This is a genomic window from Pelagimonas phthalicica (genome assembly GCF_004364805.1).
Taxonomy (GTDB): domain Bacteria; phylum Pseudomonadota; class Alphaproteobacteria; order Rhodobacterales; family Rhodobacteraceae; genus Pelagimonas; species Pelagimonas phthalicica.
This window is the reverse complement of sequence record NZ_SOAP01000001.1, coordinates 280332-303972: the sequence shown is the minus strand read 5'-3', so window position 1 is coordinate 303972 and position 23641 is coordinate 280332. Positions and strand designations below refer to the sequence as shown.

Here is a 23641-nt window from a genome sequence, read left to right as displayed (position 1 = left end):
CAGGCTATCGCGGATCACCTCGACTTACCACCAAGCCAAACCAACCTGGGGGACACCACCATGAAACTATTGGCTACTACCGCTCTGGTCGCATTGACCGCATCGGCTGCTGTCGCGGCTGACTGGAAAGAAGACTATGCCGTTATCAAATTCGGCATCCTGTCGGGCGAAAACGAAAAAGACCGCATCGCGCGTTACACCCCGTTCGAGCTGTATCTCGAAAAAGAGTTGGGTGTTGAGGTCGAAATCTTCACCGCTGGCAACTATGACGGCGTGATCCAAGCCATTGGCGCGGATCAGATCGAATTCGCCTTCTTTGGCTCCTCTTCCTACGCCGCAGCCTATACCGGCACCGACGGCAAGGTTGAGCCACTTGTTTCGCGCCAGCGTAAAGACGGGTCCACCGGTTACTATTCGGTCGTCGTAACCCGCTGCGCCGACGGTTACAAAGACATCAAGGATCTCGAAGGCAAGGTTTTGGCCTTTGCCGACCCGGACAGCACATCGGGCTATGCGGTTCCATATTTCAACATCGCCAAAGAGGTGGACCCAAAGACGTTCTTCTCGGCGATCCCCTTCTCTGGCTCGCACGAAGCCGGTGTTGCTGGCGTGGTTCAGGGCACCTTTGATGCGGCAGCCACTTGGCAGAACAACGCTGTTGATGGCCGTTGGCAGCGCATGATCGACAAGGGCATGATCGAAGAGGGCGTTGTCTGCCCGATCTGGGAAAGCCCGGAAATCACCTCTGGCCCCTTCACCGCGCGCGCGAACCTGCCACAAGAGCTGAAAGATGCGGTGAAAGAGGCAGTGATGACCGTTCAGGACAAAGACCTGGAAGCGTTCCGCGCCATGACCGGCTGGAAAGAAGAAGATCCGAACCCGCAAACCGGCTGGATCGAAGTCAACCACGAACGCTATCAGTGGATTGTTGACATGCGTGCTTGGCTGAAGCGCCAGCGTCGCTCTTCCTAAACTCCACCATCGCCCCCGGCCAATCTGGCCGGGGGCTTTCTTTTTGGGACGTCGCGCCATGACCGCCTTTGCCGATACGCCTGATCTGTCGCCTATGCAGCAGTTCGAGGTTGATTACAGCGCTTTGCGCCGCAGAACCCAGATGGGTTGGCTCGTGGCCAGCGTGATCTTTCTGGCCATGTTCACATTTTCCGCCTGGCTTGGGGATTTCTTCAAGGTGACACAAGTCACGATGCCAGATGGCGCGCGTGAATGGCGCTGGATCATTCCCGCCGGTATTCCGCGGCTCGGAGAATTCATCGCCAAGACATTGCCGGAACTCAGCTGGGAGACGCTTAGCGCGGATTTGGCCAATTGGTTCTGGCGGTGGAAGATCTGGTTGAACTTGCTGGTGGAAACCATCCTGATTGCGTTCATGGCCACCACTCTGGGTGTTATAGGTGGCTTTCTTCTCTCATTTCCGGCTGCGCGTAACTTGGCCCCGAACAAGACTGTGCTTTGGGTCAGCCGCCGTTATCTTGAGATTGCCCGCACCGTCCCCGAACTCGTCTGGGCGTTGATCTTTGTCTTTTGCTTTTCTGTCGGCCCTATGGCCGGGGTGCTGGCGATTGGCCTGCACGCCACCGGCGCGCTGGGCAAGCTGTATTCCGAGGTGAACGAAAACATCGACATGCGCCCGCTCGAAGGGGTCAAAGCCGCTGGTGGCACTTGGTTTGACCAGATACGCTATGGTGCGGTGCCGCAGGTTTTGCCCAATATCATCAGCTATACCTTGCTGCGTTTCGAGATCAATGTGCGTGCCAGTTCCATCATTGGCTATGTCGGCGCGGGCGGCCTGGGGCAAGAGTTCCGCGAAGCGCTGTCTTTGCAGGAATACACGGACCTCTCAGCGCTATTCATCATCATCTTCGTTACCGTGATTGTCATTGACTACGGTTCAGAAAAACTCCGCCACCGTGTGATCGGATTAGAAAAAGGGCCAAGCGCATGATTCCGACACAAGAAGACATTCGCACCGCAATGGAAGCCCATCCCCGTGTTTTTCGTGACACGGCCGCGATGCGCGCGCGCAAGATCGCGCTTTGGGTTGGCTTTATTGGTTTGTTTTGCTGGTGCCTTTACGATTTCAACTTTGCGCCAGAGCGCATCTGGACCGGCCTCGGGCGGCTGGGACGCGTGCTGAGCTTTATGTTCCCGCCCTATTTTTGGTCAACTTGGGCGGAATGGCTCGAAATCCTGACCGCGCTTGGTGAAACCATCGCCATGGCGTTTCTGGGCACGGTTCTCGGCGCTGTCGTCGCCTTTCCGCTCTCCTTTCTCGGGGCCAAGAATATCAACCGCATTTTCTGGCTGCGTCAGGGCACGCGCCGGGGATATGATATCATCCGCGCCTTCGAAACGCTGATCCTGGCGCTGATCTTTATTCGTGCGTTTGGGCTTGGGCCTTTGCCAGGCATTCTGGCCATCGCCGTCAGCGAAATCGGCACCTTTTCCAAGCTCTTTTCTGAAGCATTGGAAAACACGTCCAGGAAACCTGTTGAGGGCGTTGTCGCCTCGGGTGGGTCGCGATTGCAGGCCATCCGCTATGCGATCATGCCACAGGTGTTGCCCGTGCATCTCTCGGTTCTGCTCTACAATTTTGAATCCAATGTACGCTCGGGCACGATACTGGGGATCGTCGGCGCGGGGGGCATCGGTTTTCTGCTCAGCGACCGGATCAGCACCTATCACTGGGATCAGGCCTGGACCATGATTTTTATGATCATCGCCATGGTCTATCTAATCGACTACCTCTCGGGTCTGATCCGCACCCGGATCATCGGCAAATCGGAGCTTGCGAAATGAGCGGAGCAGGGTCCAAAACCCATCTCAGCGAAGCCCCAACCATTCACCCAGAGGCAAGCGTTAGCGACTGCGAATTGGGCGTTTGGACCGAGGTCGGGCGCGGTACGATGATGAAATCCTCTAAATTGGGGGATTATTCCTATATCACAAAGGATTGCCATGTCGTTTGGACGACGATTGGAAAATTCTGTTCGATTGCCAATGCGACGCGGATCAACCCGGGAAATCACCCAACCTGGCGCGCGGTTCAGCACCATTCAGTGTATCGCGCCGAAGCCTATGGGCTGGGCGAGGATGATCACGATTTCTTTGACTGGCGGCGCGAGAATTGGGTGACGATCGGGCATGATGTCTGGATCGGCCACGGCGTGACAGTGACTGCAGGTGTTAAGATTGGCACAGGGGCGGTGATCGGGGCCGGGGCAGTCGTGACGCGCGACGTCGCGCCTTATACGGTTGTCGGAGGCGTGCCCGCACGTGTGATCAAGCGCCGCTTTAGCGAGGCCCAGGCCGAGGCCTTGATGGACATCGCCGTCTGGGACTGGCCGCGCGACAAATACCAGGCCGCTTTGCCTGATATTCGTGCGCTGAACATCGATGCTTTCATTGAAAAATACCGCAAAACCTGACCTTTATGGCGGGTAGGGTTTCCCAACCTTCCACAGGGTGCATTAACGCTCTCAAGAAGGAGAGCAGCCGTGAGTGTTCAGTCAGAGCAAACAACCACAAAGGAGGCTTCACCTCTGGGGCGTCAGCGTGCCTTTGACACGTCCTTTGTTATTCTGCTGGTGATCGCGATGGCTGCGGCGACAGGAGTCGCATGGTTGCATGGGCCAGGGCGCGTGGTTGAGATCATGGCGCGCTATCTCGGGTTTTTATTGGTGTTAAGCCCTAAGATTCTCTGCGGTTTCTTTGTTGCTGCCGCCGTTCCGATCCTGATCCCACGAGAGGTGATCACCCGTTGGGTCGGGCAGGGCAGCGGCACGCGCGGGCTGGCCATGGCAAGCCTTGCGGGCGCTCTGGTACCGGGCGGGCCGATGATGATCTTCCCGTTGGCAGCTGGGTTTCGCGCTGCTGGCGCGTCCACCGCAGTGCTCATCAGCTTTGTCACTGCCTGGAGCCTTTACGGTTTAAACCGCACTGTGATCTGGGAAATGTCCTTTCTCCCGATCGATTTTGTGTTGGCGCGCGTGGCCATTTGCCTGCCAGTTCCGTTTCTGTTGGGCTGGCTGGCGCAAAAGGTGATGCGATGAATATTGTCATCGGCACGCTGGTTTTGATGGCTTTGGCAGGCTGGGTGTGGCGCAAACTTGAAACGGGCACCGCGCGAGACCAGGCCTTGCAGGGCGTACGTTCCATGGTGATTACCAATCTGCCGCGGGTGATGCTGGCGCTGATTTCGGCCGGGCTGTTTGCGGAACTGCTGCCAGAAACGCTTGTCCGACATTATATCGGTGATGCGTCAGGTTTTGCCGGGGTTGTGATTGGTATGGGCCTGGGGATTTTCACACCCGGGGGCGGTTTCGTCAGCTTTGCCTTGGCCGCAGGCGCGCTTCAGGCCGGTGCCACTGCTCCGGCTATCGTTGCCTATATCACCGCCTGGGGACTCTTTGCGCTGACCAAGATCATTGCCGAAGAGTTGGCTTTTCTCGGACCTCACTTCCTTTTCACCCGAGTGATACTCAGCTGTCCGATCCCTCTGCTGACCGGCGGCGTGGCGCTGATCTTTTTGGGTTAGATCACTGAACCAATCCCAACCCCTTGAGATAGGCAAAGCCCGCAGGAATATCGGATTTGCGCCGTAGCTCAAGCAGCAGGTGCGGTTTGCAAGGGCAGTCCGAAAGCGCGCGGAACACTTCGGGCCAATGGATTTCACCTTCGCCCGGAGCCCAGTGCCGATCTGCGTGGCCGTCCAGATCTTGTAGATGCACATGGGACAGTTGTTCTCCAGCATCGCGGATAAAGTAGTCAACCGGGGCGGCGCCCGACATGCGCCGTGCCAAATGTGCATGGCCGGTATCAACCGACAGCTTGACATACTGGGATCCAAAACTGTCGACCATCATGCGTCGGCTGGACGGGTCAACGTCGAGAATGTTTTCGATCACGAGGGTGATGCCGAGGTCTTCGGCACTCTTCACGATCGGGACCATAACGTCATGGATGCGGTTCAGCTTGGTATCATCATAATTAGGTTTCGCCAGCCGGTTCCACTGATACCAACGAGAATATGGTGAATGCAGGACCATTTGGCGCGCTCCAACCCGTTCGGCTGCCTCCAAACCCTTGATAAAACGCGCGGTGATCAGCGGGCGCAGCTCTGGATCTTTGTTGTCCATGTCCAGACCTTCATAGGGGCCGTGGATGCCGCGTCGCCCCCAATGCCCATCCAGTGCCGCATTTGCGGCGGCGATGCGATCCTCGAACTCCGAGGTCAAGGCAAGATGGCTGCCGAAATCCTGCAGTTCGATGTCGCGTTGATCTTCGAACAGCCAATCGCGATGATCGCCGATTTCACTGGCCTTCAGGCAGGCTCCGATTTTGGGCGGGGTCTGGTGAAAGGGCATGGGTGGAACTCCTCGGGTCGGGGATCAGGGTGTAGCTGGCCAGCGCGCAGGCCAGAATTGCGGTCATCGTGGCAAAGCTTCACCAGCCGCCATATGTCTGGGTGACCCAGGCAAAGGCGAACGGCCCAGAGGCATTGACACTCATCTGGACAAAGGAAATCCATCCCAGCCGCGCGCCATAACCTTTGGCCCCAAACAGGGCGAGGGGCAGAGTGCCTCGGGCAATGGTTTTGATCCCGTCACCCATGCCATAAAGTGCGGCGGCAATGAGAACTCCGGCCAGGGTGACGCCCAAGAGCAAGAGCGTCAGAAAGCCCGCCATCATCAGGCCGAGAGCCAAGACATAGGTCGCCAGGGGGTAGAGATTGCGGCTGACCAACATCTCAAAGAAGCGGCCAACGGTCTTGAATGGCCCGATCAGCGCCCCAGCCAGCGCGGCCATGGCGGCGCTATGGCCCAGATCTTGTACATTGGTCACCCAAAGCGTCATGACTGCGCCCATCAGATAGCCTGAAAAGACAAAGGAAATGATCATCCAGAGCAAACCGCGCTTGCGTTCAGTGCCGCTCAACTCGGGCCAATCTGTTTCGTTGCTTTGGGCAGCGTGCGGTTGCTCAAGGTCGCGCATGGGGTGGGCCAGCGAAAGGTGTATCAGCGGCAGGCAGATGACGAGATAGGCCAAGCCCAGATATATCCATGTCATTTTCCACCCGACCGTGTTGAAAAGGGTCAGGGTTAGCGGCCAGAAAATGGTCGAGGCGACGCCGCCAAATAGCGTGATCACCGAGATCGAGCGTTGCGGGGCAACCGCTAAATCCAGCTGCGTCACACTGGCAAAGGCGATGTTATACAGCACAAACATGCCCGCCGCCTCGGCCAGAAGTATCGCCGAGAACAATCCGGATGTGTCTGCGACCAGGCTCATCGCCATCAAAGCCAACCCGGCCACGACCGCACCCAGCATCATGACCCAATACCCGCCATGCCGATCCACCAACCGCCCCGCAAGCGGTGAGATCAACCCACCAAAAAACAGACCCAAAGACAGGATGCCAAAGATCTCGGACAGGCTCAGGTCAAGATCTGTTGCCATATGCGGCAGCAAAACGGCATAGGCATACATCAGGCAGCCATAGCCCATGATCTGGGTAATGCCGAGGCCGATGGCAGGCAGGTAATCGCGGCTGATCATCATTTGGCTTAGCCCGCGGGCATGCCGCGATATGCGGCGCGCCCGGCGACCCAGGTGCCTTGGATCGCGGGTGCGTGCCCGTCTGGCCAATCAACCAAAACAAGGTCAGCGCGTTTGCCGACGGCGATCTCGCCTCGATCCGATAAGCCCATGGCCCGGGCCGGGCCGCCCGACACGAGCGACCAAAGCGCCAGCCGATCTGCGCGCTTTTCGCGATCCAGGCGATCCATCGCCGCCAGCATGGCCGGGTAATAGTAGTCTGAGGCCAGCACATCACAGAGCCCATCTTCAACCATATCCGCTGCCGCGAGCGACCCGATATGGCTGCCGCCGCGCACCGCATTGGGTGCGCCAAAGATGATCATATCGCCGTTATCCCGCGCCGAAGCCACTGGCCCCATTGTCATCGGAAATTCCGCCACCGATGCGCCCAAACCTCGATAGAAATCGCGGGTTTCAGCCTGAGTATCATCATGGCTGAGCATCGGTATGCCTCGGGCTTTGGCCTTTGCTGCGACCTCTTGCATTTTGGGTAACACCTGAGGGCGACGATCCCAGACTTCGCTCAGATGTGCCATATAACTGTCCAGATCCTTACCCGAGCGTTCCGCCTGTTTGGCGTGACGCCTGGTAAGGCGTTCATCATGCACGCTGACCGTGTCGAAATCTGGGCTGTGTTCAAACGGGCGGTCCTGTACGGCCATGTCAAAGGGGCGCATGCTCATTGACAGATGGTCATTGAATGCCAAGGAGGGTTTCAGCGGCGCGTCCAAAGCCCAGTCCAGCACGTCAAGCGCTTCAAAGGCAAAGGTCTCCCACCGCAGCTGGATGCGGTTTTCCACCAGCAGGCGCGGGGCGAGGGCACGAATGGTCTTCATCAACTCATGCCCGCGCGCGACGCTGCGCAACCCTGATTCAAAGCTCAGCGTAACCGAATGATAGGTCGTCGCGATGCCATTGACTGCTAATTGCCGGTCGGTTTCCAGTACGGCGGTCTCGATGGGGAAGAACACGCCGGGGCGAGGCATGAGCTGGCGTTCAAACGCGTCCCCATGCACGTCAATCAGCGCCGGAGCCAAAATGTGCCCGCGCGCGTTAATGACTTCGCCCTGCGCTGGACCTCCGATCTCAATAATCACCCCGTCCGCGACCGTGACTGTCGTTTCGACAATGTCATCAGCCAGAAAAACGCTGGCCCCTTCGAATGTGAACATCACCTTACAGCCTTTCCATGACCAAGTGCCAATGCCAGGAGCCGGGCTTTTCATGCTCTCGATCATGCAACCAGGTGATTTCAAAGCCTTTGAACAGCGCCAAGAGATCCTGCGCATTACAAAAGTAATGCGGATGGATCTTATCGGTTCCCGGAGCGTCGAACACCCATGTGTTGCGGCTGATTTCCTGCCCCGGATAGCGTGCCTGTTCAAAAGGCAAACGCCGGTTGGACAACATGGTACCCAGAAAGCTCCCACCCGGTTTGGTGATCCGCTGAATTTCAGAAATGCTGCGGCTCAGCACTTCTTCATTGCCATGATAGATGACGTTCCAGCTCAGAACGTGGTCAAAGCTTTGATCTTCAAACGGCAACGCATCCATGCGCGCCAGAACGGTCTCAACACCGCCTGCCTTGTCTATTTCGGTCAACCCTTCGGGGGCCGCGTCGAGTGCGACCACGTCAAAGCCATGGCTGGCCAGCCATAATGCGTGGCGACCGACGCCAGCACCCAGATCAAGGATACGCGCGCCGGGCTGCAAACCCTTGGCCCAAGTGATCACTTCGGCCTCGGGTGTCAGCCACTTGCTGTCTGCTTCGATATTGGCCCATTGATCGTTCCAATGGCTGTCTGCTGTGTCCGACTTCATCTTTGTTCTCCGATAATGCGGCTTCGGGCCTTACTGCTGATTTGTTCGATCCCGATGACAACGACCGCGATCATCAAAATAACCGTCATAGCGGTGGGATAATCAAAAAGATCGAACCCGACCTTGAGCTCAATCCCGATGCCGCCAGCCCCCACAAGACCCAGAATGGTGGAGGAGCGCACCGCTTTTTCTAGCGCGAAAAGCGAGGTTGAGATGAAGGCGGGAAGGGCGGCGGGGACTGTGGCGCAGGCCACAACATCCAGCCTGCGCGCACCTGTTGCGGTCAAGCTTTCAGATGGGCCTTTCTCGACCGCCTCCATATCGTCGGCAAAGAAACGGCCACAGAACCCGATTGTATCAATCGCAATGGCCAGCATTCCAGCAAAGGGGCCAAGGCCAACGGCCACCACAAAGACCAGCGCCCAGGCGATATCTGGCACGGCGCGGATGAAACCCAGGCTGGTACGAGTGATCTGGTTGATCCATGGTCCGGCGATCAATCCGCGCGCCGCCAGCAAGGCGACCGGCAAGGACAGAATAACGCCGATCACCGCCCCGGCCAAAGCGATCTGCAAGGTTTCGACCATCTTCCAACCAAGCCTACTCAGAACTTTGGGTTCAAGATTGGGCGGGAAGGCGCGATCAAGAAAATCGGCAAAGCGCGGCGGCGATGAGATGACCTTGTCGAGTGAAAAACCCGCACCGGCAAACGACCAAAAGATGATAACAAGCCCAACAGCGTAGCCAAGAAAGGCCAGCGCCGAAGGGCGTTCAAAGCGGGCAGGGTGAGAAATGTCAGTCATATAGCTCTCGCAACTCGGCCTCGTTCAAATGATCGGCGCGCGTGTCCAGTCGCAGTTTTTTACCCGCCAGCCCAAGCACGCGGTCGCCATAAGTCAGCGCATGGCTCATATGGTGGGAGATGAAGACAACGGTGACACCTTGTTTGCGGGCCAGAGAAAAGAACAGGTCCATCACGTCCTCGCCAGCGGCTGGATCCAGCGAAGCGGTGGGTTCATCGGCGAACAGGATTTTGGGCTGACCAACCAAGGCGCGGGCAATGGCGACGCGTTGGGATTGTCCGCCTGACAAGCGGTCTGCGCGACGATTGGCCAGATCGGCCAGGCCAACTTTGCCCAAGGCCTCCATCGCGGCTTCGCGCGAACCTGTCGGGGCCAATGCCTGGCTCCAATGACGCAGGCCTGGGTGCTGCCCTAGCAGTCCATGGACCACGTTGGACAGGACGCTAAGCCGCGGGACCAGGTTGTGTTTCTGCGACACCAGCCCAACCTGTGCTCGCAATTTGCGCAACTCGGCGGGACGCGCGGCGCTCACATTTGTGCCCAGCATCTCAACCTGACCGCTATCTGCCGCAATCAACCCCATGATGCAGCGCAGCAGTGTGGATTTTCCGGTTCCGTTTGACCCCACAATGGCCACGGCCTCACCACGAGACAGTCCAAAGGACACATCCGAGAAAATCAGGGTATCACCAAAGCTCTTGCTCAAAGCGCAGGCGCGAATATCAACGGGCAAAACCGGGGCAAAACCTGCCCCGGTTCCGGTCGACCGCTCTTGTGCGGTCTGCTTGTCGAGAAGATCAGTCACCGATGAACTTGTCGAATTGCGGGAAACCCGCGTTGGAATACATCGAGCGCACATAGTCATAGGCGCTGTCTTCGATGGCGACGAGATCCATGCCGACATATTTATCGTTCTCTTCGTGGGCCGTAATGCCCGCGATGATCTCTGCCTTGTTTTCAAGAATGGCGGTCTTGACCATCTCAGCCTTGTCGGCGGGGACGTGCGCGCCAACCATGATCATGTCATTTGGCAAGTCGCCGGACCGTGCGATCATCTTGAAGAAACCATAGGGCAGTTCGGTTTCCTTGGCGCGCACATTCAGCCAGCTGCCTGCGTTCGAGCCAATAGCATCCACGTCGCCTGCCTTTAGCGCCTCATGGGCGATGTTGCGCGATGTGTGGGTTTTTTCCAGATCATTGACCGGATCAACACCATGATCCGCCAGAACCTGCATCGGGCAGAGCATGTTCGATGTGGAGCCGATATCGCCAAAGGCAACCTTCTTGCCCTTCAGATCGGCAGGCACGTTGATGCCGCTATCGGCGCGCACGATGATGGCGCAGTGATAGTCAGGGCGACCCAGGCCGATCAGAGGCGTGGCCTTGGTCAGCTTGTTGATCACCACATATTCCGCCGGACCGGAAACAACAAAATCCACGGTTTCGCCACGCAAGGCTTCGGCGGCTGCGGTGCGCGAATTGACCGCAAAGAACTCAAAGCTCTCGCCGGTGGCAGCTTCGATGGCGTCCTTGAACGGTCCCCATTCCAGCTGCAGGCGTTCCATGCCTTCAACATCGGTGACAGCCAGTTTCCAGGTTTCCGCCTGAGCGGCAAAGGCAGCGGATGCGGCCAGAACAGCCCCGGCCAGAATCGAACGAAGTTTCATTTGAATGCACTCCCAAGGTGAAATTCATTCGAATGATTTGATCCGTTCTGTAACGGGGGGATGTCAGCCAGCCCAAAGTTTTATGTCCTTTTGGGGCGAGCCAAGTGTCGGAAACAGGTGGAAATGAACCTGAAAACCACGACAAATGCGCCGCATATCGCGGTTCAAGTTGTTCATTTCTTTGAAGATTGAATGGTGGGCGACCCTGGAATCGAACCAGGCGTGAGTCGCCTCGAGGGAGTTACAGTCCCCTGCCACACCTTGCGGCCTGTCGCCCACCGTTGCGCTGCCAATGTCAGCGTGAGGGGCGGAATACAGCCCACCCAAAGCGGCGTCAACAGGAAAATCTCTTGGCTTTCATCTTTGTTGGGTGCAAGGAGACACATCAGATAGCAAGGGCGCATGAGATGGCACAAAAACCGAAATGGGTGATCGAAAAAGAACAGGCAAAACGGGCGGCTGCGGCGGAAACCGTCTGGCTTTTTGGTCTGCATGCGGTGCGCGATGCCTTGGTCAATCCGCGCCGGGAAAAGCTGCGTTTGATTCTGACTCCAAACGCGGCGGACAAGCTGGCAGATGCGGTCAAGGAATCGGGGATCGAACCGGAAGTCCAGGACCCGCGCAAATTCAAAGCACCGCTTGATCCGCAATCGGTACATCAGGGGGCCGCGCTTGAGGTGAAACCGCTGAATTGGGGTGCATTGCAAGAGGTGGCCATCACGGCAGATGATCGCCCTTTGCGTCTGGTCCTGCTGGATCGTGTCTCGGACCCCCATAATGTCGGGGCGATTCTGCGTTCGGCCGAGGTGTTCGGCGCTCAGGCTGTGATCGGTACCCGCCATCACGCGGCGCCGGAAACCGGGGCTTTGGCCAAAACCGCTTCGGGCGCTTTGGAACGCCAGCCCTATCTGCGCATGCGCAACCTGTCTGATACGATCGTTGAATTGCAGAATATGGGCTATCTGGTTCTGGGCCTGGATGGCGAAGGCGAGCAGACCATCGAACAGGCGGTCGAGGGGCGGCGGGATGCGCCGATTGCCATGGTTCTCGGGGCAGAAGGGCCGGGGCTGCGCCCCAAGACCAAAGAAACCGTGGACCAATTGGTGCGGATTGATTTTGCTGGCGAATTTGGCTCTTTGAACGTTTCCAACGCAGCGGCTGTCGCTCTATACGCCGCGCGTGCATGAACATGGGACCGAGGGGCTGACATTTCCCTCAGGCATCCCCATATTGACCCAAAGTCAAAAGGATAGAGGGTTCATGGACGCCAAGATTGCCACCTGTTGTTACTGCGGAACCCGCGCGGCTTTGGTTCTGGACAAGGCCCGTCATGAGCTGGTCTGCAGCTCCTGCGGGGCACCGCTGCATGACCTGAAGCGGATCAAATCCAGCGTGGCGGGTGTCGCCCATATCGACGGGGCAGGCCCGGCCCGGCCTATCGGAAAGAAATCCAAGGGCAAGGATCATCGCAAACCGCCAAAAGGCAGCTATGTTGAAAAGCGCAAAAAGCAGAAGAAGCGCAAAGGCTTTGGGGCCAAGCTCTTTGATGAGGCGTTTGATTTCATCGAGGACATTTTTGACTAGGGCCAGGATGCATTGATTTGACGCCACTGGTTTACCTGATCTTGTTCCTGACAAAGCAAATCGGCACAGAAATACTGGTTGTATTTCAAGGTGATGTAACGCAGATCAGGGGCAAGATCAGGTAAATCTGTCGCACCAGAGGTGCGCCATTACAATTGGCTCCCCTTTGGGGAGACAGACGCAGGAAGCGCTGCAAAGCAGCGGCTTTGACCGCTTGCAATTGACCCCGCCAGTTCCTGCGCGTCCAAAACCTCTGCTTTATTGCTCTTCCTGCGCCAGTGGTGCCAAATCAATGCATCCTGACCCTAACCCCTGCGCGCCTTTGGCGTGACGTTTCCTCTGGTCAAAAAGCCTGCGCTGGCGTATCTGCCACTATGAACTTCAGGAGGCGATATGGTGGACTACGAGACCCCCGGTCCGGTTGAGGAAAACTGGAAAGATGCCATCTCTTCGGTGGAAGAGATCATTGAGGATGCGCGCAACGGGCGCATGTTCATTCTTGTGGACCATGAAGATCGGGAAAACGAAGGCGACCTGATCATTCCGGCGCAATGGGCGACCCCGGATGCTATCAATTTTATGGCGCTTTATGGGCGGGGTCTGATCTGTCTGGCCATGACCGGTGATCGTATCGAAGAGCTGGGCCTGTCGCTGATGTCGACCAACAACTCGTCGCGCCATGAAACCGCCTTTACGACCTCGATCGAAGCGCGCGAAGGGGTGACCACCGGGATTTCTGCGGCGGACCGTGCGCGGACTGTTGCCGTGGCCATTGACGCCTCCAAAGGGGAAGCGGATATCGCCACGCCCGGCCATGTCTTTCCGCTGCGCGCCAAGGCCGGCGGTGTGTTGGTGCGTGCGGGCCATACTGAAGCGGCGGTTGATGTGAGCCGCCTGGCAGGTTTGAACCCGGCCGGTGTGATTTGCGAGATCATGAACGAAGACGGCACCATGGCGCATTTGCCGGAACTGGTGGCCTTTGCACAGCGTCACGGGCTCAAGATCGGGACAATTTCCGACCTGATTTCCTATCGTCGCCGCAATGACAATCTGGTCAAAGTCTCAAAAACCGAAACCATCACCAGCGAGTTTGGCGGTGAGTGGGAGATGAAGATCTATACCGACGAAACCCATGGGGATGAGCATATCGTCTTGATCAAAGGCGATATTTCCGGGGAAGAGCCGGTTATGGTGCGTATGCATGCCATGGATCCGATGCTGGATGTGATCGGTGTCGGCCCGAAAGGTCGGGCGCATGAATTTGAAAATGCCATGACGGCTGTTGCCGAGGAAGGGCGCGGGGTCGTGGTGCTGCTGCGTGACACCTCGATGAAGCTGGATGTCGGCGATGGGGTCTCGCCCAAGACGCTGCGCCAATATGGGTTGGGTGCGCAGATCCTGTCCTCATTGGGGCTGTCGGATCTGATCCTGTTGACCAATTCACCAACCCCCAAAGTGGTCGGGCTTGAGGCCTATGGCCTTGAAATCGTTGGCACTCGTAAAATCTCGGAGCTGGGATAATGGCGGCATCGATCAATCACTATGTTCTGCCGCGTGCAGAATTCGACAAGCCGGTGAAGATTCTGATCGTGGTGTCGCCGTACTACAAGGATATCGCTGATGAATTGGTCGCCGGTGCCAAGGCCGAGATCGAGGCCGCGGGGGGGACCTGGGACCTTGTCGAAGTGCCCGGTGCCTTGGAGGTCCCAACCGCCATCGGCATCGCCGAACGGATGAGCAACTTTGACGGCTACGTAGCCTTGGGCTGCGTTATCCGTGGAGAAACAACGCATTACGAGACTGTCTGCAATGACAGCTCACGCGGGATCACCCTTTTGGGCCTGCAAGGTCTGTGCATCGGCAACGGCATTTTGACCGTCGAAAATTACGAGCAGGCGCGGGTGCGGGCTTTGGTTTCTGAGCAAAATAAAGGTGGTGGGGCGGCGGCGGCGGCCTTGCATTTGGTGGCGTTGGCGCGTAAGTGGGGCGGTCCGCGCAAGGGGGTGGGGTTTCAGCCCGCCACCGATGAGATCCAGATCGCGGGCGACGCAAAGGGACCTGACCTCGCATGACACAACCTGGGGATAACCTGTCTGGCAATCAGAAACGCAAGATGAAATCCGCCTCGCGGATGTTCGCGGTGCAGGCGCTGTTTCAGATGGAACAGTCAAGCCAGCCGCTGGACAAGGTGCGTCAGGAGTTTCTGGACTACCGTTTTGGGGCCGAGCTTGAGGCCGGGGTTGAGATGTTGGATGGCGATATCTCGTTGTTTTCCAAACTCTTGGAGAATGCGGTGAGCTATCAGGCCAAGATCGACCAGATGACCGACCGCGCCCTTGTGGTCAAATGGCCAATTGATCGCATCGACACCACCTTGCGGGCTTTGTTCCGAGCGGCGGGGGCGGAATTGGTGGCGCTGGAAACTCCCCCTAAAGTTGTGATTGTCGAATTTGTCAGCGTGGCCGAAGCGTTCTTTCCAGACGGGAAAGAGACCAAATTTGTCAACGCTGTGCTGGATCATATGGCGCGTGAAGCGCAGCCTGAGGCGTTCTGAAAACCCTGACATGCGGGCGGTGGGGTGAAACCCCACCCTACATCTTAACCAACCGCTCGGTGCCCGGTAACGGGGCGGGCGGTTTTTGTGCAACGGGGCAATCAGTCCAAAACCGCCCGCGTTTGGGGGAGATTGCCCCCCATGCTTTGCCCCCTGATCCGGGGCCCCGGATCAAGCCCGCCAAGGCAATCTGTCCGATTCTAGCCGAGTTTAGGGGGGATTGCCCGGGACGGGCGGGGTTTGAAGCCCTTGCTAGGCATGTTTTTGGTTAAAATGGGTTAGGGGAGGTTAATCTTGGTTATTGGCGAGGTTTTCGCGGATCCATGCGAGGGTGTTTGCGACGGCTTGGTTGTTTGGGTGATCGGCTGGCAACACGTTTAGAAAAATATTTAAAGCTTGGGCGACAAATGGCTCTGCCTGTGCCCATTTACTCTGGTTTCCGAATAATACACCTAGGTTGTTCAGGCGCATGGCATAATCTGGGTGGTTTTCCCCCAAAGTTTCCTTGTTAATCTGTAAGGCCTGTCGAAATAGCGGTTCTGCCTCGTCATAGCGTCCTGTGGTTCTGAGCAATTCGGCAAGGTTGTTCAAGTGAATGGCGTAGCCTGGATGGTTTTTGCCCAGCGTTTCTTTGTCAATTTGCAATGCCTGTAGATAGAGTGGTTCTGCCTCTTCATATCGGCCCGTGCTTCCGAGCAATCCGGCGAGATTGTTTAGTGCAATGGCATAGTTTGGATGGTTTTCACCCAGCGTTTCCTTGGCAATCTGCAATGCCTGTCGATAGAGCGGTTCTGCCTCGTCATAGCGGCCCGCGTTTCTGAGCAACTCTGCGAGGTTGTTCAAGCGAATGGCATAGTTTGGATGGCTTTTACCAAGCGTTTCTTTGCCGATCTGCAAGGCCTGTCGATAGAGAGGTTCTGCCTCGTCATAGCGGCCCATGGTTTCGAGCAACCCGGCGTGATTGTTTAGGGCGATGGCAAATTCGGCTTCAGAGTCTTGTTCCGCCAGGGCGAGGTATTTCTGAGAAATGGGGAGTGCGGCGTTGTAGTCTCCGGCGCGTTGCGTAAAGGCTTTGGCCCTGTTCAGGTTTTCCAAGGTTGGGTTCAACTCCGCCGCGCGGCGGTAATGCGCAGCGGCGCTGTGCCAGTCGATGCGGGCTTCGGCGATTTCGCCTTGGCCGAATTCGGCGCGGGCGACTTGTTCGACGGCGAGTTGGTTGAGGGCTTTGACCTCTTCAAACAGGGCATCTGCGGCGGAGTAGTCGAAGCGGGCGAGGGCCTGCTTGGCGGCGGTGATTTTCTCTTCGCCGAGATGATTGGCCTCGCGGTCGAGGCGGTCAGCGATGTCGTTGATGCGGGCGATGTCTGTGGCGTAGGAGGCCTCGGGGTCGGCCAGTTTGCGTTGCAGCTCGGCGATTTGGGCGTTGAGCATGTCGACCTGCATGTTGAGCATTTTCAGCTCGGCCCGGTCGGCGCGGCTGGCCTCGGCGTGTTTCGCCTCAAGATCCTTGCGCAGGTCGGCGAGGGCGGTTTCCAGCATTTCCCGATGCAGGTCGGGCGAGATGCCGGTGATGTTGCCGCCCGCCTGTTGCACATGGCTGGAGCCGGTGACGGAATTGTCTGTCTTATCCCCCAACATCAGCCGGATTGATCCACGTCTGAGGAGTCATAGGCGGTGTTGGTGGTGTCGCGGTCCGGGCTGCCGGATTGGCGGATGCGTTGGCTGGAGGTGGCGGTGTTCACGGTCTTGGCGGTGGGTTTGCGCAATCCGCGCCAAGCGAGGTAGAGGCCGATAAGGGCGATGGGGAGGCCTAGGATGGTGGCCCATTGAGCAAGGGAGTTTGGGTCAAATGAGGCAAGCACTGCTTTGTCTTTCACGAAACGCAACTGTGGGTAGTAGAAAGCAGAGCGCATCGGGTGGCAAGGGGCGCGACGGAGGGGCGCGCCCGGGCCCGAGGGTGGGCTGGGGAGGCTGGGTGATTGGGTGAATTGGTACTGAACGAATTCTCTTGCGTGGCGGTTATTTTAATTCGCGCCCGCCCTGGGGGGCGGGGTCGGGCGCGAACCGGATTGCTGGGCAATCCGGGGGATTTGACGTGAGGGGCGGGGTCATGCTGAAAGCATGCATTTGTTGTGAGCGCGACCCGGATCGCAAGCGATCCGGGTGTTTAACGTGAGGGGTATCTTTTGTTTTGCGGGTGCGCATAGGGGGGCGGGTAATCTCAGCCTAATCTTCCTCCGCCAGGTCCTGTTCGGCGAGTTCGATGGCTTCTTTCAGGTAGTCATCGGCGAAGTCGGTTTTCAGGGCGACCCAGAGCGGCATGTGGTCGGACATTTGCCAGGTGCGCCATTTGCGCCAGTAATAGGCGCGCTTTTCGACCTCGGTGAAATTTTCGATCTTATCGGGGGGCAGGTTGTCCAGGTAATGGGCGAAATCCGAGGTCTCGGCGGTGAGATGGTCAAAACTCTCGCCCTGCGGCACGCCATCATCGTGATTGGCGCGAAAGACGTTTTCAAAGCAGTTGAACACGCCCGCATTGGGGTGATTGGCGAAATCGGGGATTTCGAGCTCTTTCTCTTTCACGCGAAAGGCGATCTGGTCATAGATGGCGTTGCGCATCATGTTGGTGGCCAGGCCCCACAGCTCTTGTGGGACGGAGAAACCGTTGTCGAGCAGGGCTTTCATCGTGTCATCTTCGGTGGAGACGACGTTGAAGTCGCCCAGGATGATGTAGTTTTCGTCGTTACCGGCGCTGCGATCCTTGAAGAAGCGGGCCAGGGCGGCGAGCTCTTTGACGCGGCGGTCGTATTTTGCGCCGCGGGCCTTGCCGAAATAGATATGGGCCGAGCAGAGGGTGAATTTGAACCAGCCCGCCTGGAAGGCGACGAGAAAGGGCGTGCGGGCGAATTGTTTGCGGTCGACGACCTTTTGGCCTTCGGGGAGGTGGAGCAGGTCGCCCTTGTCGAGGTCCAGCACACCGTCTTCGGTTTCCAGCTGGGCGCCGGCGGGGAGTTTGACGGTGGTGGCGTCGCCGCCGATCTCGCGGGCCTCGGTCAGGACAACCTCGCCGACGACATTGCGGGTGAAGACGCGGTTGGTGTCAAAGACAAAGGCGATGCGTTCGCCATTGCCCGAGGCACCTTCGGTCATGTCGGAGATGATGTAATCCCAGTTCTTGCCCATGAGCTTCATCAGTTGGTCGAACTGGTCGAGATCGCCGATTTCCTGCACGGCGATGATGTCAAAGGCTGAGAGGATTTCGGCGATATAGTAGGAGGTTTCGGGCAGGCGGGGGCTGGGATTGAAGGTGGATTTGCCAAAATCGCGGATGTTCCAGCTGGCGATCAGCAGGGTGTCGCGGGCGGATTTGGGCGGGATGTCGCGGGCGATCTGGGCACGCAGGGCGAGCAAACGCTCGGACGTCCATTTGGCCCATTCGGCCCCGGCAGAAAAATAGCCGTAGCGCCGTTTGAGGCGAACGTAATTGACCATGGGAAATATCCTTGGGTTGAAATCAATACTGGCAGATTACCATAGTTTGCGCGCAATGGGGGTAACATTCTGGTGCCGAACTCTGATGGGCTGGCGGCGCAACGCTGCAAACCTCAAGTTTTCTTCATATTGCCCGTAGATTTCCGTGCCCCGCTTGCGGGGGACGCAAGGCTTTTTTCACAGAGCTGACCTAATCATGAACGGTGGTGGGAAGGGCCTTGGTCGGCCTTTCAAAATTGTGGGAACTGCCAGGAATACGAGAGATCGCCGTGCCTCAAGGTTTTGCCGGGGCGGGCTAAGGCTCTGTTATGTCTGGTCGCTGTCCCACAGGTGGATGTGGGGCTGATGCAATGACCTCGTGGACGAAGAATAGCATTTTGCGCAGGGGGCTGGCATGAGCACGGTCACCCATTACGGCTGGTATCTGGGCAATTTTGCCGCGCTGGATGGCAATCTGAACGCGGTGCTGGGCACCTATGGCAGCGGTGGCAGCCCGATCAATGATCAGGCCATGAGCTTTACCACCACGTCCAATGATTTCAACGCGGATATTGCTGAAAACAATCTGCTCGACACGATGAGTTTCGACACCGGGTCAGGCCCGGTGACCACGCAGATGGAAGAGCTTGCGCTCTATAATGTCACCGCGACGCTGGATGATGGATCGGTCATCACTATCCAGATGTGGGCGATGCAGTCCACCAATGGCGATGTCATCCTGCTGCATGATGCAGAAGCTGAAAAAGATCCGATGGAAACCAACACTGTGGTTTCGTTCCAGATCACCAGCTCGGTTGCCGGGAATTACAGCCTGACGCAGAGCTTTCATGCCGAGCCTATCGATATGGTGCCCTTGGATGGCACCGTTGATGGTGAGGCCGGTGATGACACGATCAGCCTGGGCTATGATGACAGCACCGGCCCCAGCGATGGCGGCGGGGATCAGGTCAGCAATGATGGCAATATCATCGAAGGGCAGGGGGGCAGTGACTCGATCACCGCCGGGTCAGGCAATGACACGATCTATGGGGATTTCGCCGATCAGGCGGCAAGCTATCTGATCACCAATACGGGTGATTTGTTCCTCTATGAGCCAGAGAGTGGCAGTTCCACCCTGTTGCAAAGCGGGCTGGAACCCTACGGAGATATTGCCACAACGCCGGATGGTTCCCTTTTTGGCGTGGTGTTCAACGAAGTGGATCTCAGCAATGCCGGTATCTATGAGATAGATCCGGTGACCGGGGCGCAGACGCTGGTGATTGATTTGCCAGAGGGGACGGAGCTGCACTCCTCATTGGCGGCGGATGGCAATGGCGGCCTCTATGTCAGCAATGACAATGCCGGTACGGTGACCTATTACCCCAGCGATGGGGCTGGCGGGTTCCTTGCGGGTGTCAATGCCGGGACGATCCCGATTCCGGCGACTGATATTCTGATACTGGATGATGATACGGCCTGGGTCACAGCCAATGGCGTGATTTATCAATATGATATCGACGGGTCGGGCAATTTCACCAATGAAACCAATCTGGGCATGGCCGGTGGAGACACCGATGTCTTTGGACTGTCACTGTCTGCGGATGGCCAGGTGTTGGCCTATGAAGGAACGGGCGAGGTTTGGAGCACCGATCCGACAAGCCTGCCGCTGACATGGTCATCCGAACCCGATGCCGAGCTGGATGGCGGTATGATCTGGGGCACGGCGAATGCGGTCGGAACCGGTGGGGCGGATACGATTTCGGGCGGGCTTGGCGATGATGTGATTGCCGGTGGCGACGGGGCGGATTCGCTTTTGGGCGGCGCTGGTGATGACACGCTGAGCAGTTGGAGCGGAGCCGCCACGATGGATGGCGGTGATGACAGCGACACGTTCCTTTTATACGATTCAGGCGGCGGCAGCTATGCCGGTGTCACCATTGTCGGTGGCGAAGGCGGCGCGACGGATAATGACACGATCGACCTCAGCGCGCTGAGTGGCGCGGTCTTTGTGGATTTCACCGGTCATGAGACCGGAATCATCACCAACGGCGCGGATACGATATCCTTCAGTCAGATCGAAAGCCTGATCCTGACCGGTCAGAATGACACGGTGGATGCCACGGTGGATGCCAGCATGGGGGCGATGGATCTTTATATCGACGCGGGCGGTGGCGATGATCTGATCGAGACCTGGGGCGTCGACAGTGTTGGCAATTCCAATGTCGATACGATCCATGGCGGCACGGGCCATGACACGATCAGCTCGGGCGGGGCGGATGATCTGATCTATGGCGGGGATGGCGATGATCTGATCTCGTCCGGGTTTGCCAATGATGGTCTGGGGGATACGGTCTATGGTGGTGCGGGCAATGACACCATCAATACGGTTGAGGGCAGTACCGGCACGGTGTCCGGGGTTGGTGATTATGTCGATGGCGGCAGCGGTGACGATTCCATCACCGGGTCGGATGATACGGGCGGGCTCTTTCAAGGGGATACGCTGATCGGTGGCACCGGCCATGACACGATTTCGGCTTTGGCCGGGGATGACAGCCTGACCGGCGGGCAGGGCAATGACTCGCTCACTGGCGGCGATGGCGATGATACGTTTAACTACAGTGTCGGAGACGGGGCCGACACGATCACCGATTTCAACTTTGGCAATTCCGGGTCGCTGAGCGACGGGGATAGTGGCAATAACGACTTTATCGACCTCAGCGCATTTTACGATGATATCTGGGAGCTGCATGCGGATCTGGCCGATGACGGCGTCCTGAACCAGTCCAATGACGGGGTGGATGGGGTCGATTATTCGGACAACACGCAGTTTGCGGTGGGCGACAGTCTGAGCTTTACCGGGGCGTCGGCGGATGGGTCGTCGTTCACGGTGGAAAACACCGGGGTGATCTGCTTTGCCAAGGGCACGATGATCCGCTGCGCTGAGGGGGAGGTGGCGATCGAAGAGCTGCGTCCGGGGGATCTCGTGCAGACGATGGATCGCGGTCTGTGCGAAATTGTGAATGTTGAGCGGTCAGATGTGCCGTTCAGCCGGTTGAAGAAAGAGGCGCAGAGCCGCCCGGTCTGGATTTCGCCGAAATTGACAGGGGGCGAGGTGCCGCTGATCGTGTCGCCGCAACATGGCCTGATGCTGCCGGGGCGCGGTGGGACGCGGGCTTTGATCAAGGCGGGGCATTTGGCGCGGATGGAAGGCGGGCAGGCGCGGGTGATGCTGGGCAAGCGGCAGGTGAGCTATTTCCACCTGATGCTGGAGCGCCATGAGATCCTGTTTGCCAATGGCATGCCCGCCGAAAGCTTTTATCCGGGGCGTATGGCGGTGTCGACGCTGGGCCGGGAGGGGCGGGCGCGTTTGGTGCAGCTGTTCCCGGATCTTGTGACGTACCGGGCCCGCCATGTCTTTGGCCCGCGCGTGCGCGAGGTGGCCAAGTGGAAGGATCTGCCGGAGCATATTGGCGATCTGATCGGGAGCCGGGTGTATTAGGGTTAGGGTCAGGACCCATTCATTTAACGTCACTGGCGCAGGAAGGGCAAAAAAGTAGAGTTTTTGAACGCGCAGGAACTGGCGGGGTCAATTGAAAGCGGCTAAAGCCGCTGCTTTGCAGCGCTTACTGCGTCGGGACGATTTACCTGATCTTGCCCCTGAGCTGCGGTACACCGCCTTGAAATACAACCAGCATTTCTGCGCCGATGTGCCTTGTCAGGAACAAGATCAGGTTAACCAGTGGCGTTAAATGAATGGGTCCTGACCCTAGAATACAGGGCGTTTTTGTAGGAGCGTTTTGAGGAACCGCGAGCAGAGTGTTTGGGGGCGCTGCCCCGTCCCGAGCAAGCTCGGGACTCCCCGGGATATTTTTAGCCCAAAGAAACCTGAAGGGGTGGAGGCCTTCATTGGGGGCAGAGGCGCTTAAGCAGGCGGCAGGCGATCTGGGTGTTGGCTGCGCGCCTTGGTGGGTGGCTTTGGTGGTTTGAGGGCGGGAAACTGGGCTGTGCTGCCTACTCCAAACAGTCCTTTGGGGGATCTGTTTTTGCGCAAACCGTGTGGAATAACAGTGTTCCGGTCAGGCCTTTGGCCACCAGTAATTCCTCGGCGCGGCCGCGGGTTTTAGGGGTGCTGAAGGTGATAAAGGCCTCAAGGGGTGTGACTGCCTCGGCAATGGCAAATTGGGGCAGGGGCGGGGTGCCGGCCTCGTCAAAATCATTCGGCTCCGCGAAATAACATCCGGGTCGATAGCATCCTGCCTCGGTGAGGTCCTGCTTGTGGCGGGCAAAACTGTCAATGGCGACGGTGCCGACACGCGCCTTGCGAAGGGGGCGCAGGGCGATGCTTTCCTCGATCACGCCATTGGCGGGGAGGGTTTGGCGAATGACAAAAGTGGTCGGATTGACATCGGCCAGTTTCGGATCTGTGGGGCGCAGGATCAGCTTGGCAACAAACAGGTCGGCATTACCATTGTTCAACAGGCCGAGTTGCAGAAATTCATCTTTTTTCGGGCCCTGCTGGGTCTTGACGGTGGAATACAGGCGGGCGCTGACATTGGGGGCTAGGCTCTGTTGACAAAATCCAGCCACCACCGGTTTCAGACCAATTTTTGTCGGCGCTAGGCGTTTGCGCGCAGGAAGGGTGGCCGCCTTAGAAGCGGAAATAACGACGCGCAGGCAAAAATTGACGAAATCGCACGCGACGCGGCAGGTTTTGCTTCTGCCTTCTCTGATTTGCCCTTCCGATCAGCCAGATCGCCGCGGTCAAATCAGCTTGTCAGCAGCAAAACCTGACACGCGCCGGTGATGGCTGGATTTTGTCAACAGAGCCTCAGACCGACAGCGCCTGGGGCAGCAGGGCCACCCCCGCGGTTGCCAGCGACAGGATTGTGGTCAAAGCCCCGGCCAGTGCCGCAAATCGGATCAGGTTGCGGCTGACTTGGGATTGTCTGGTGCCGCAATGTGGGCAGATCGAAGCCTCGACATCGATCAATTCGCGGCAGCCCACGCATTTCTTGCGGGTTTCAATCTGAGTTTCCGTCATTTTGTCAGACCCGACATTAGGTGGCTTCTGGCGATCAAACAGGCAATCCCCAGATAGAGGGATCTTCACCTTGACACGCCTG

General features: G+C 57.8%; 24 protein-coding genes and 1 tRNA gene. 12 read left to right on the top strand and 13 right to left on the bottom strand.

Going from position 1 to position 23641, the window contains the following annotated elements; genetic code table 11:
• Positions 1 to 60 precede the first annotated feature (60 nt).
• The 6 genes from phnD (at position 61) to CLV87_RS01485 (ending at position 4555) form a co-directional block, all read left to right on the top strand.
• Complete coding sequence (gene phnD, locus CLV87_RS01510; protein ID WP_099243987.1) at positions 61 to 972, top strand: phosphonate ABC transporter substrate-binding protein; 912 nt, start codon at positions 61 to 63, stop codon at positions 970 to 972.
• Positions 973 to 1030: 58 nt separating this feature from the next.
• On the top strand, positions 1031 to 1963 hold the full coding sequence (phnE, locus tag CLV87_RS01505) for a phosphonate ABC transporter, permease protein PhnE (RefSeq protein WP_099243989.1): 933 nt from the start codon (positions 1031 to 1033) through the stop codon (positions 1961 to 1963).
• On the top strand, positions 1960 to 2817 hold the full coding sequence (gene phnE / locus CLV87_RS01500; RefSeq protein ID WP_099243991.1) for a phosphonate ABC transporter, permease protein PhnE: 858 nt from the start codon (positions 1960 to 1962) through the stop codon (positions 2815 to 2817). The genes phnE (CLV87_RS01505) and phnE (CLV87_RS01500) overlap by 4 nt, the downstream gene beginning before the upstream one ends.
• The gene (locus CLV87_RS01495) at positions 2814 to 3446 is read left to right on the top strand and encodes a DapH/DapD/GlmU-related protein (protein ID WP_099243993.1); all 633 of its coding nucleotides are present in this window, start codon (positions 2814 to 2816) and stop codon (positions 3444 to 3446) included. Before phnE (CLV87_RS01500) ends, CLV87_RS01495 begins: the two co-directional genes overlap by 4 nt.
• Before the next feature lie 69 nt (positions 3447 to 3515).
• Positions 3516 to 4070, top strand: coding sequence for a hypothetical protein (locus CLV87_RS01490; protein WP_099243995.1), 555 nt, complete (start codon positions 3516 to 3518; stop codon positions 4068 to 4070).
• Positions 4067 to 4555, top strand: coding sequence for a hypothetical protein (locus CLV87_RS01485; protein ID WP_099243997.1), 489 nt, complete (start codon positions 4067 to 4069; stop codon positions 4553 to 4555). The genes CLV87_RS01490 and CLV87_RS01485 overlap by 4 nt, the downstream gene beginning before the upstream one ends.
• Before the next feature lies 1 nt (position 4556).
• Here CLV87_RS01485 and CLV87_RS01480 read toward each other — a convergent pair whose 3' ends face one another.
• The 8 genes from CLV87_RS01480 to CLV87_RS23750 form a co-directional block, all read right to left on the bottom strand.
• Positions 4557 to 5384, bottom strand: coding sequence for a sugar phosphate isomerase/epimerase family protein (locus CLV87_RS01480; protein WP_099243999.1), 828 nt, complete (start codon positions 5382 to 5384; stop codon positions 4557 to 4559).
• A 79-nt stretch (positions 5385 to 5463) separates the two neighbouring features.
• Positions 5464 to 6579, bottom strand: coding sequence for an MFS transporter (locus CLV87_RS01475; RefSeq protein WP_099244001.1), 1116 nt, complete (start codon positions 6577 to 6579; stop codon positions 5464 to 5466).
• A gap of 5 nt (positions 6580 to 6584) precedes the next feature.
• Entirely contained in the window at positions 6585 to 7790 is a 1206-nt protein-coding gene (locus CLV87_RS01470) for an alpha-D-ribose 1-methylphosphonate 5-triphosphate diphosphatase (protein WP_099244002.1), read from the bottom strand.
• Between the two features lie 4 nt (positions 7791 to 7794).
• Positions 7795 to 8439 carry a class I SAM-dependent methyltransferase gene (locus CLV87_RS01465; protein WP_099244004.1) on the bottom strand — a complete coding sequence of 215 codons (645 nt, stop codon included), beginning with the start codon at positions 8437 to 8439 and terminating at the stop codon, positions 7795 to 7797.
• Positions 8436 to 9242, bottom strand: a complete 807-nt coding sequence (phnE, locus tag CLV87_RS01460) for a phosphonate ABC transporter, permease protein PhnE (protein ID WP_099244005.1) — start codon at positions 9240 to 9242, stop codon at positions 8436 to 8438. The genes CLV87_RS01465 and phnE (CLV87_RS01460) overlap by 4 nt, the downstream gene beginning before the upstream one ends.
• Positions 9235 to 10047, bottom strand: coding sequence for a phosphonate ABC transporter ATP-binding protein (locus CLV87_RS01455; protein WP_235871807.1), 813 nt, complete (start codon positions 10045 to 10047; stop codon positions 9235 to 9237). The genes phnE (CLV87_RS01460) and CLV87_RS01455 overlap by 8 nt, the downstream gene beginning before the upstream one ends.
• Positions 10040 to 10909, bottom strand: coding sequence for a PhnD/SsuA/transferrin family substrate-binding protein (locus CLV87_RS01450; protein ID WP_099244009.1), 870 nt, complete (start codon positions 10907 to 10909; stop codon positions 10040 to 10042). The genes CLV87_RS01455 and CLV87_RS01450 overlap by 8 nt, the downstream gene beginning before the upstream one ends.
• Positions 10910 to 11102: 193 nt before the next feature.
• A tRNA-Tyr gene (locus CLV87_RS23750) sits at positions 11103 to 11186 on the bottom strand.
• A 130-nt stretch (positions 11187 to 11316) separates the two neighbouring features.
• Between CLV87_RS23750 and rlmB the strand changes: the two genes are divergently transcribed.
• From rlmB to nusB, 5 genes are all read left to right on the top strand, one after another.
• Positions 11317 to 12096 (top strand): 23S rRNA (guanosine(2251)-2'-O)-methyltransferase RlmB, encoded by a 780-nt coding sequence (gene rlmB / locus CLV87_RS01445; protein ID WP_099244011.1) that lies wholly within the window; start codon positions 11317 to 11319, stop codon positions 12094 to 12096.
• 73 nt (positions 12097 to 12169) lie between these two features.
• Positions 12170 to 12493, top strand: coding sequence for a hypothetical protein (locus CLV87_RS01440; RefSeq protein WP_099244013.1), 324 nt, complete (start codon positions 12170 to 12172; stop codon positions 12491 to 12493).
• Between the two features lie 393 nt (positions 12494 to 12886).
• A complete protein-coding gene (gene ribB / locus CLV87_RS01435; RefSeq protein ID WP_099244015.1) occupies positions 12887 to 14014 on the top strand; it encodes a 3,4-dihydroxy-2-butanone-4-phosphate synthase in 1128 nt (375 codons plus the stop codon).
• Entirely contained in the window at positions 14014 to 14565 is a 552-nt protein-coding gene (locus CLV87_RS01430) for a 6,7-dimethyl-8-ribityllumazine synthase (protein WP_099244017.1), read from the top strand. The genes ribB and CLV87_RS01430 overlap by 1 nt, the downstream gene beginning before the upstream one ends.
• Positions 14562 to 15047, top strand: a complete 486-nt coding sequence (gene nusB, locus CLV87_RS01425) for a transcription antitermination factor NusB (protein ID WP_099244019.1) — start codon at positions 14562 to 14564, stop codon at positions 15045 to 15047. The genes CLV87_RS01430 and nusB overlap by 4 nt, the downstream gene beginning before the upstream one ends.
• A gap of 288 nt (positions 15048 to 15335) precedes the next feature.
• On the opposite strand, the gene CLV87_RS01420 is transcribed toward nusB, so the two are convergent.
• From CLV87_RS01420 to CLV87_RS01410, 3 genes are all read right to left on the bottom strand, one after another.
• On the bottom strand, positions 15336 to 16685 hold the full coding sequence (locus tag CLV87_RS01420) for a tetratricopeptide repeat protein (RefSeq protein WP_099244021.1): 1350 nt from the start codon (positions 16683 to 16685) through the stop codon (positions 15336 to 15338).
• The gene (locus tag CLV87_RS01415) at positions 16685 to 16909 is read right to left on the bottom strand and encodes a hypothetical protein (RefSeq protein ID WP_133840661.1); all 225 of its coding nucleotides are present in this window, start codon (positions 16907 to 16909) and stop codon (positions 16685 to 16687) included. Before CLV87_RS01415 ends, CLV87_RS01420 begins: the two co-directional genes overlap by 1 nt.
• Positions 16910 to 17273: 364 nt before the next feature.
• Positions 17274 to 18539, bottom strand: coding sequence for an endonuclease/exonuclease/phosphatase family protein (locus CLV87_RS01410; protein WP_099244025.1), 1266 nt, complete (start codon positions 18537 to 18539; stop codon positions 17274 to 17276).
• Positions 18540 to 18933: 394 nt separating this feature from the next.
• On the opposite strand from CLV87_RS01410, the gene CLV87_RS01405 reads away from it, so the two are divergent.
• Positions 18934 to 22017 (top strand): Hint domain-containing protein, encoded by a 3084-nt coding sequence (locus CLV87_RS01405; protein WP_099244027.1) that lies wholly within the window; start codon positions 18934 to 18936, stop codon positions 22015 to 22017.
• 512 nt (positions 22018 to 22529) lie between these two features.
• On the opposite strand, the gene CLV87_RS01400 is transcribed toward CLV87_RS01405, so the two are convergent.
• Together CLV87_RS01400 and CLV87_RS01395 are read right to left on the bottom strand one after the other, a co-directional pair.
• Positions 22530 to 23105: a hypothetical protein gene (locus tag CLV87_RS01400; RefSeq protein ID WP_133840660.1), complete on the bottom strand. Its 576-nt coding sequence runs from the start codon at positions 23103 to 23105 to the stop codon at positions 22530 to 22532.
• A 241-nt stretch (positions 23106 to 23346) separates the two neighbouring features.
• Complete coding sequence (locus CLV87_RS01395; RefSeq protein WP_133840659.1) at positions 23347 to 23628, bottom strand: hypothetical protein; 282 nt, start codon at positions 23626 to 23628, stop codon at positions 23347 to 23349.
• Between the last annotated feature and the right edge of the window lie 13 nt (positions 23629 to 23641).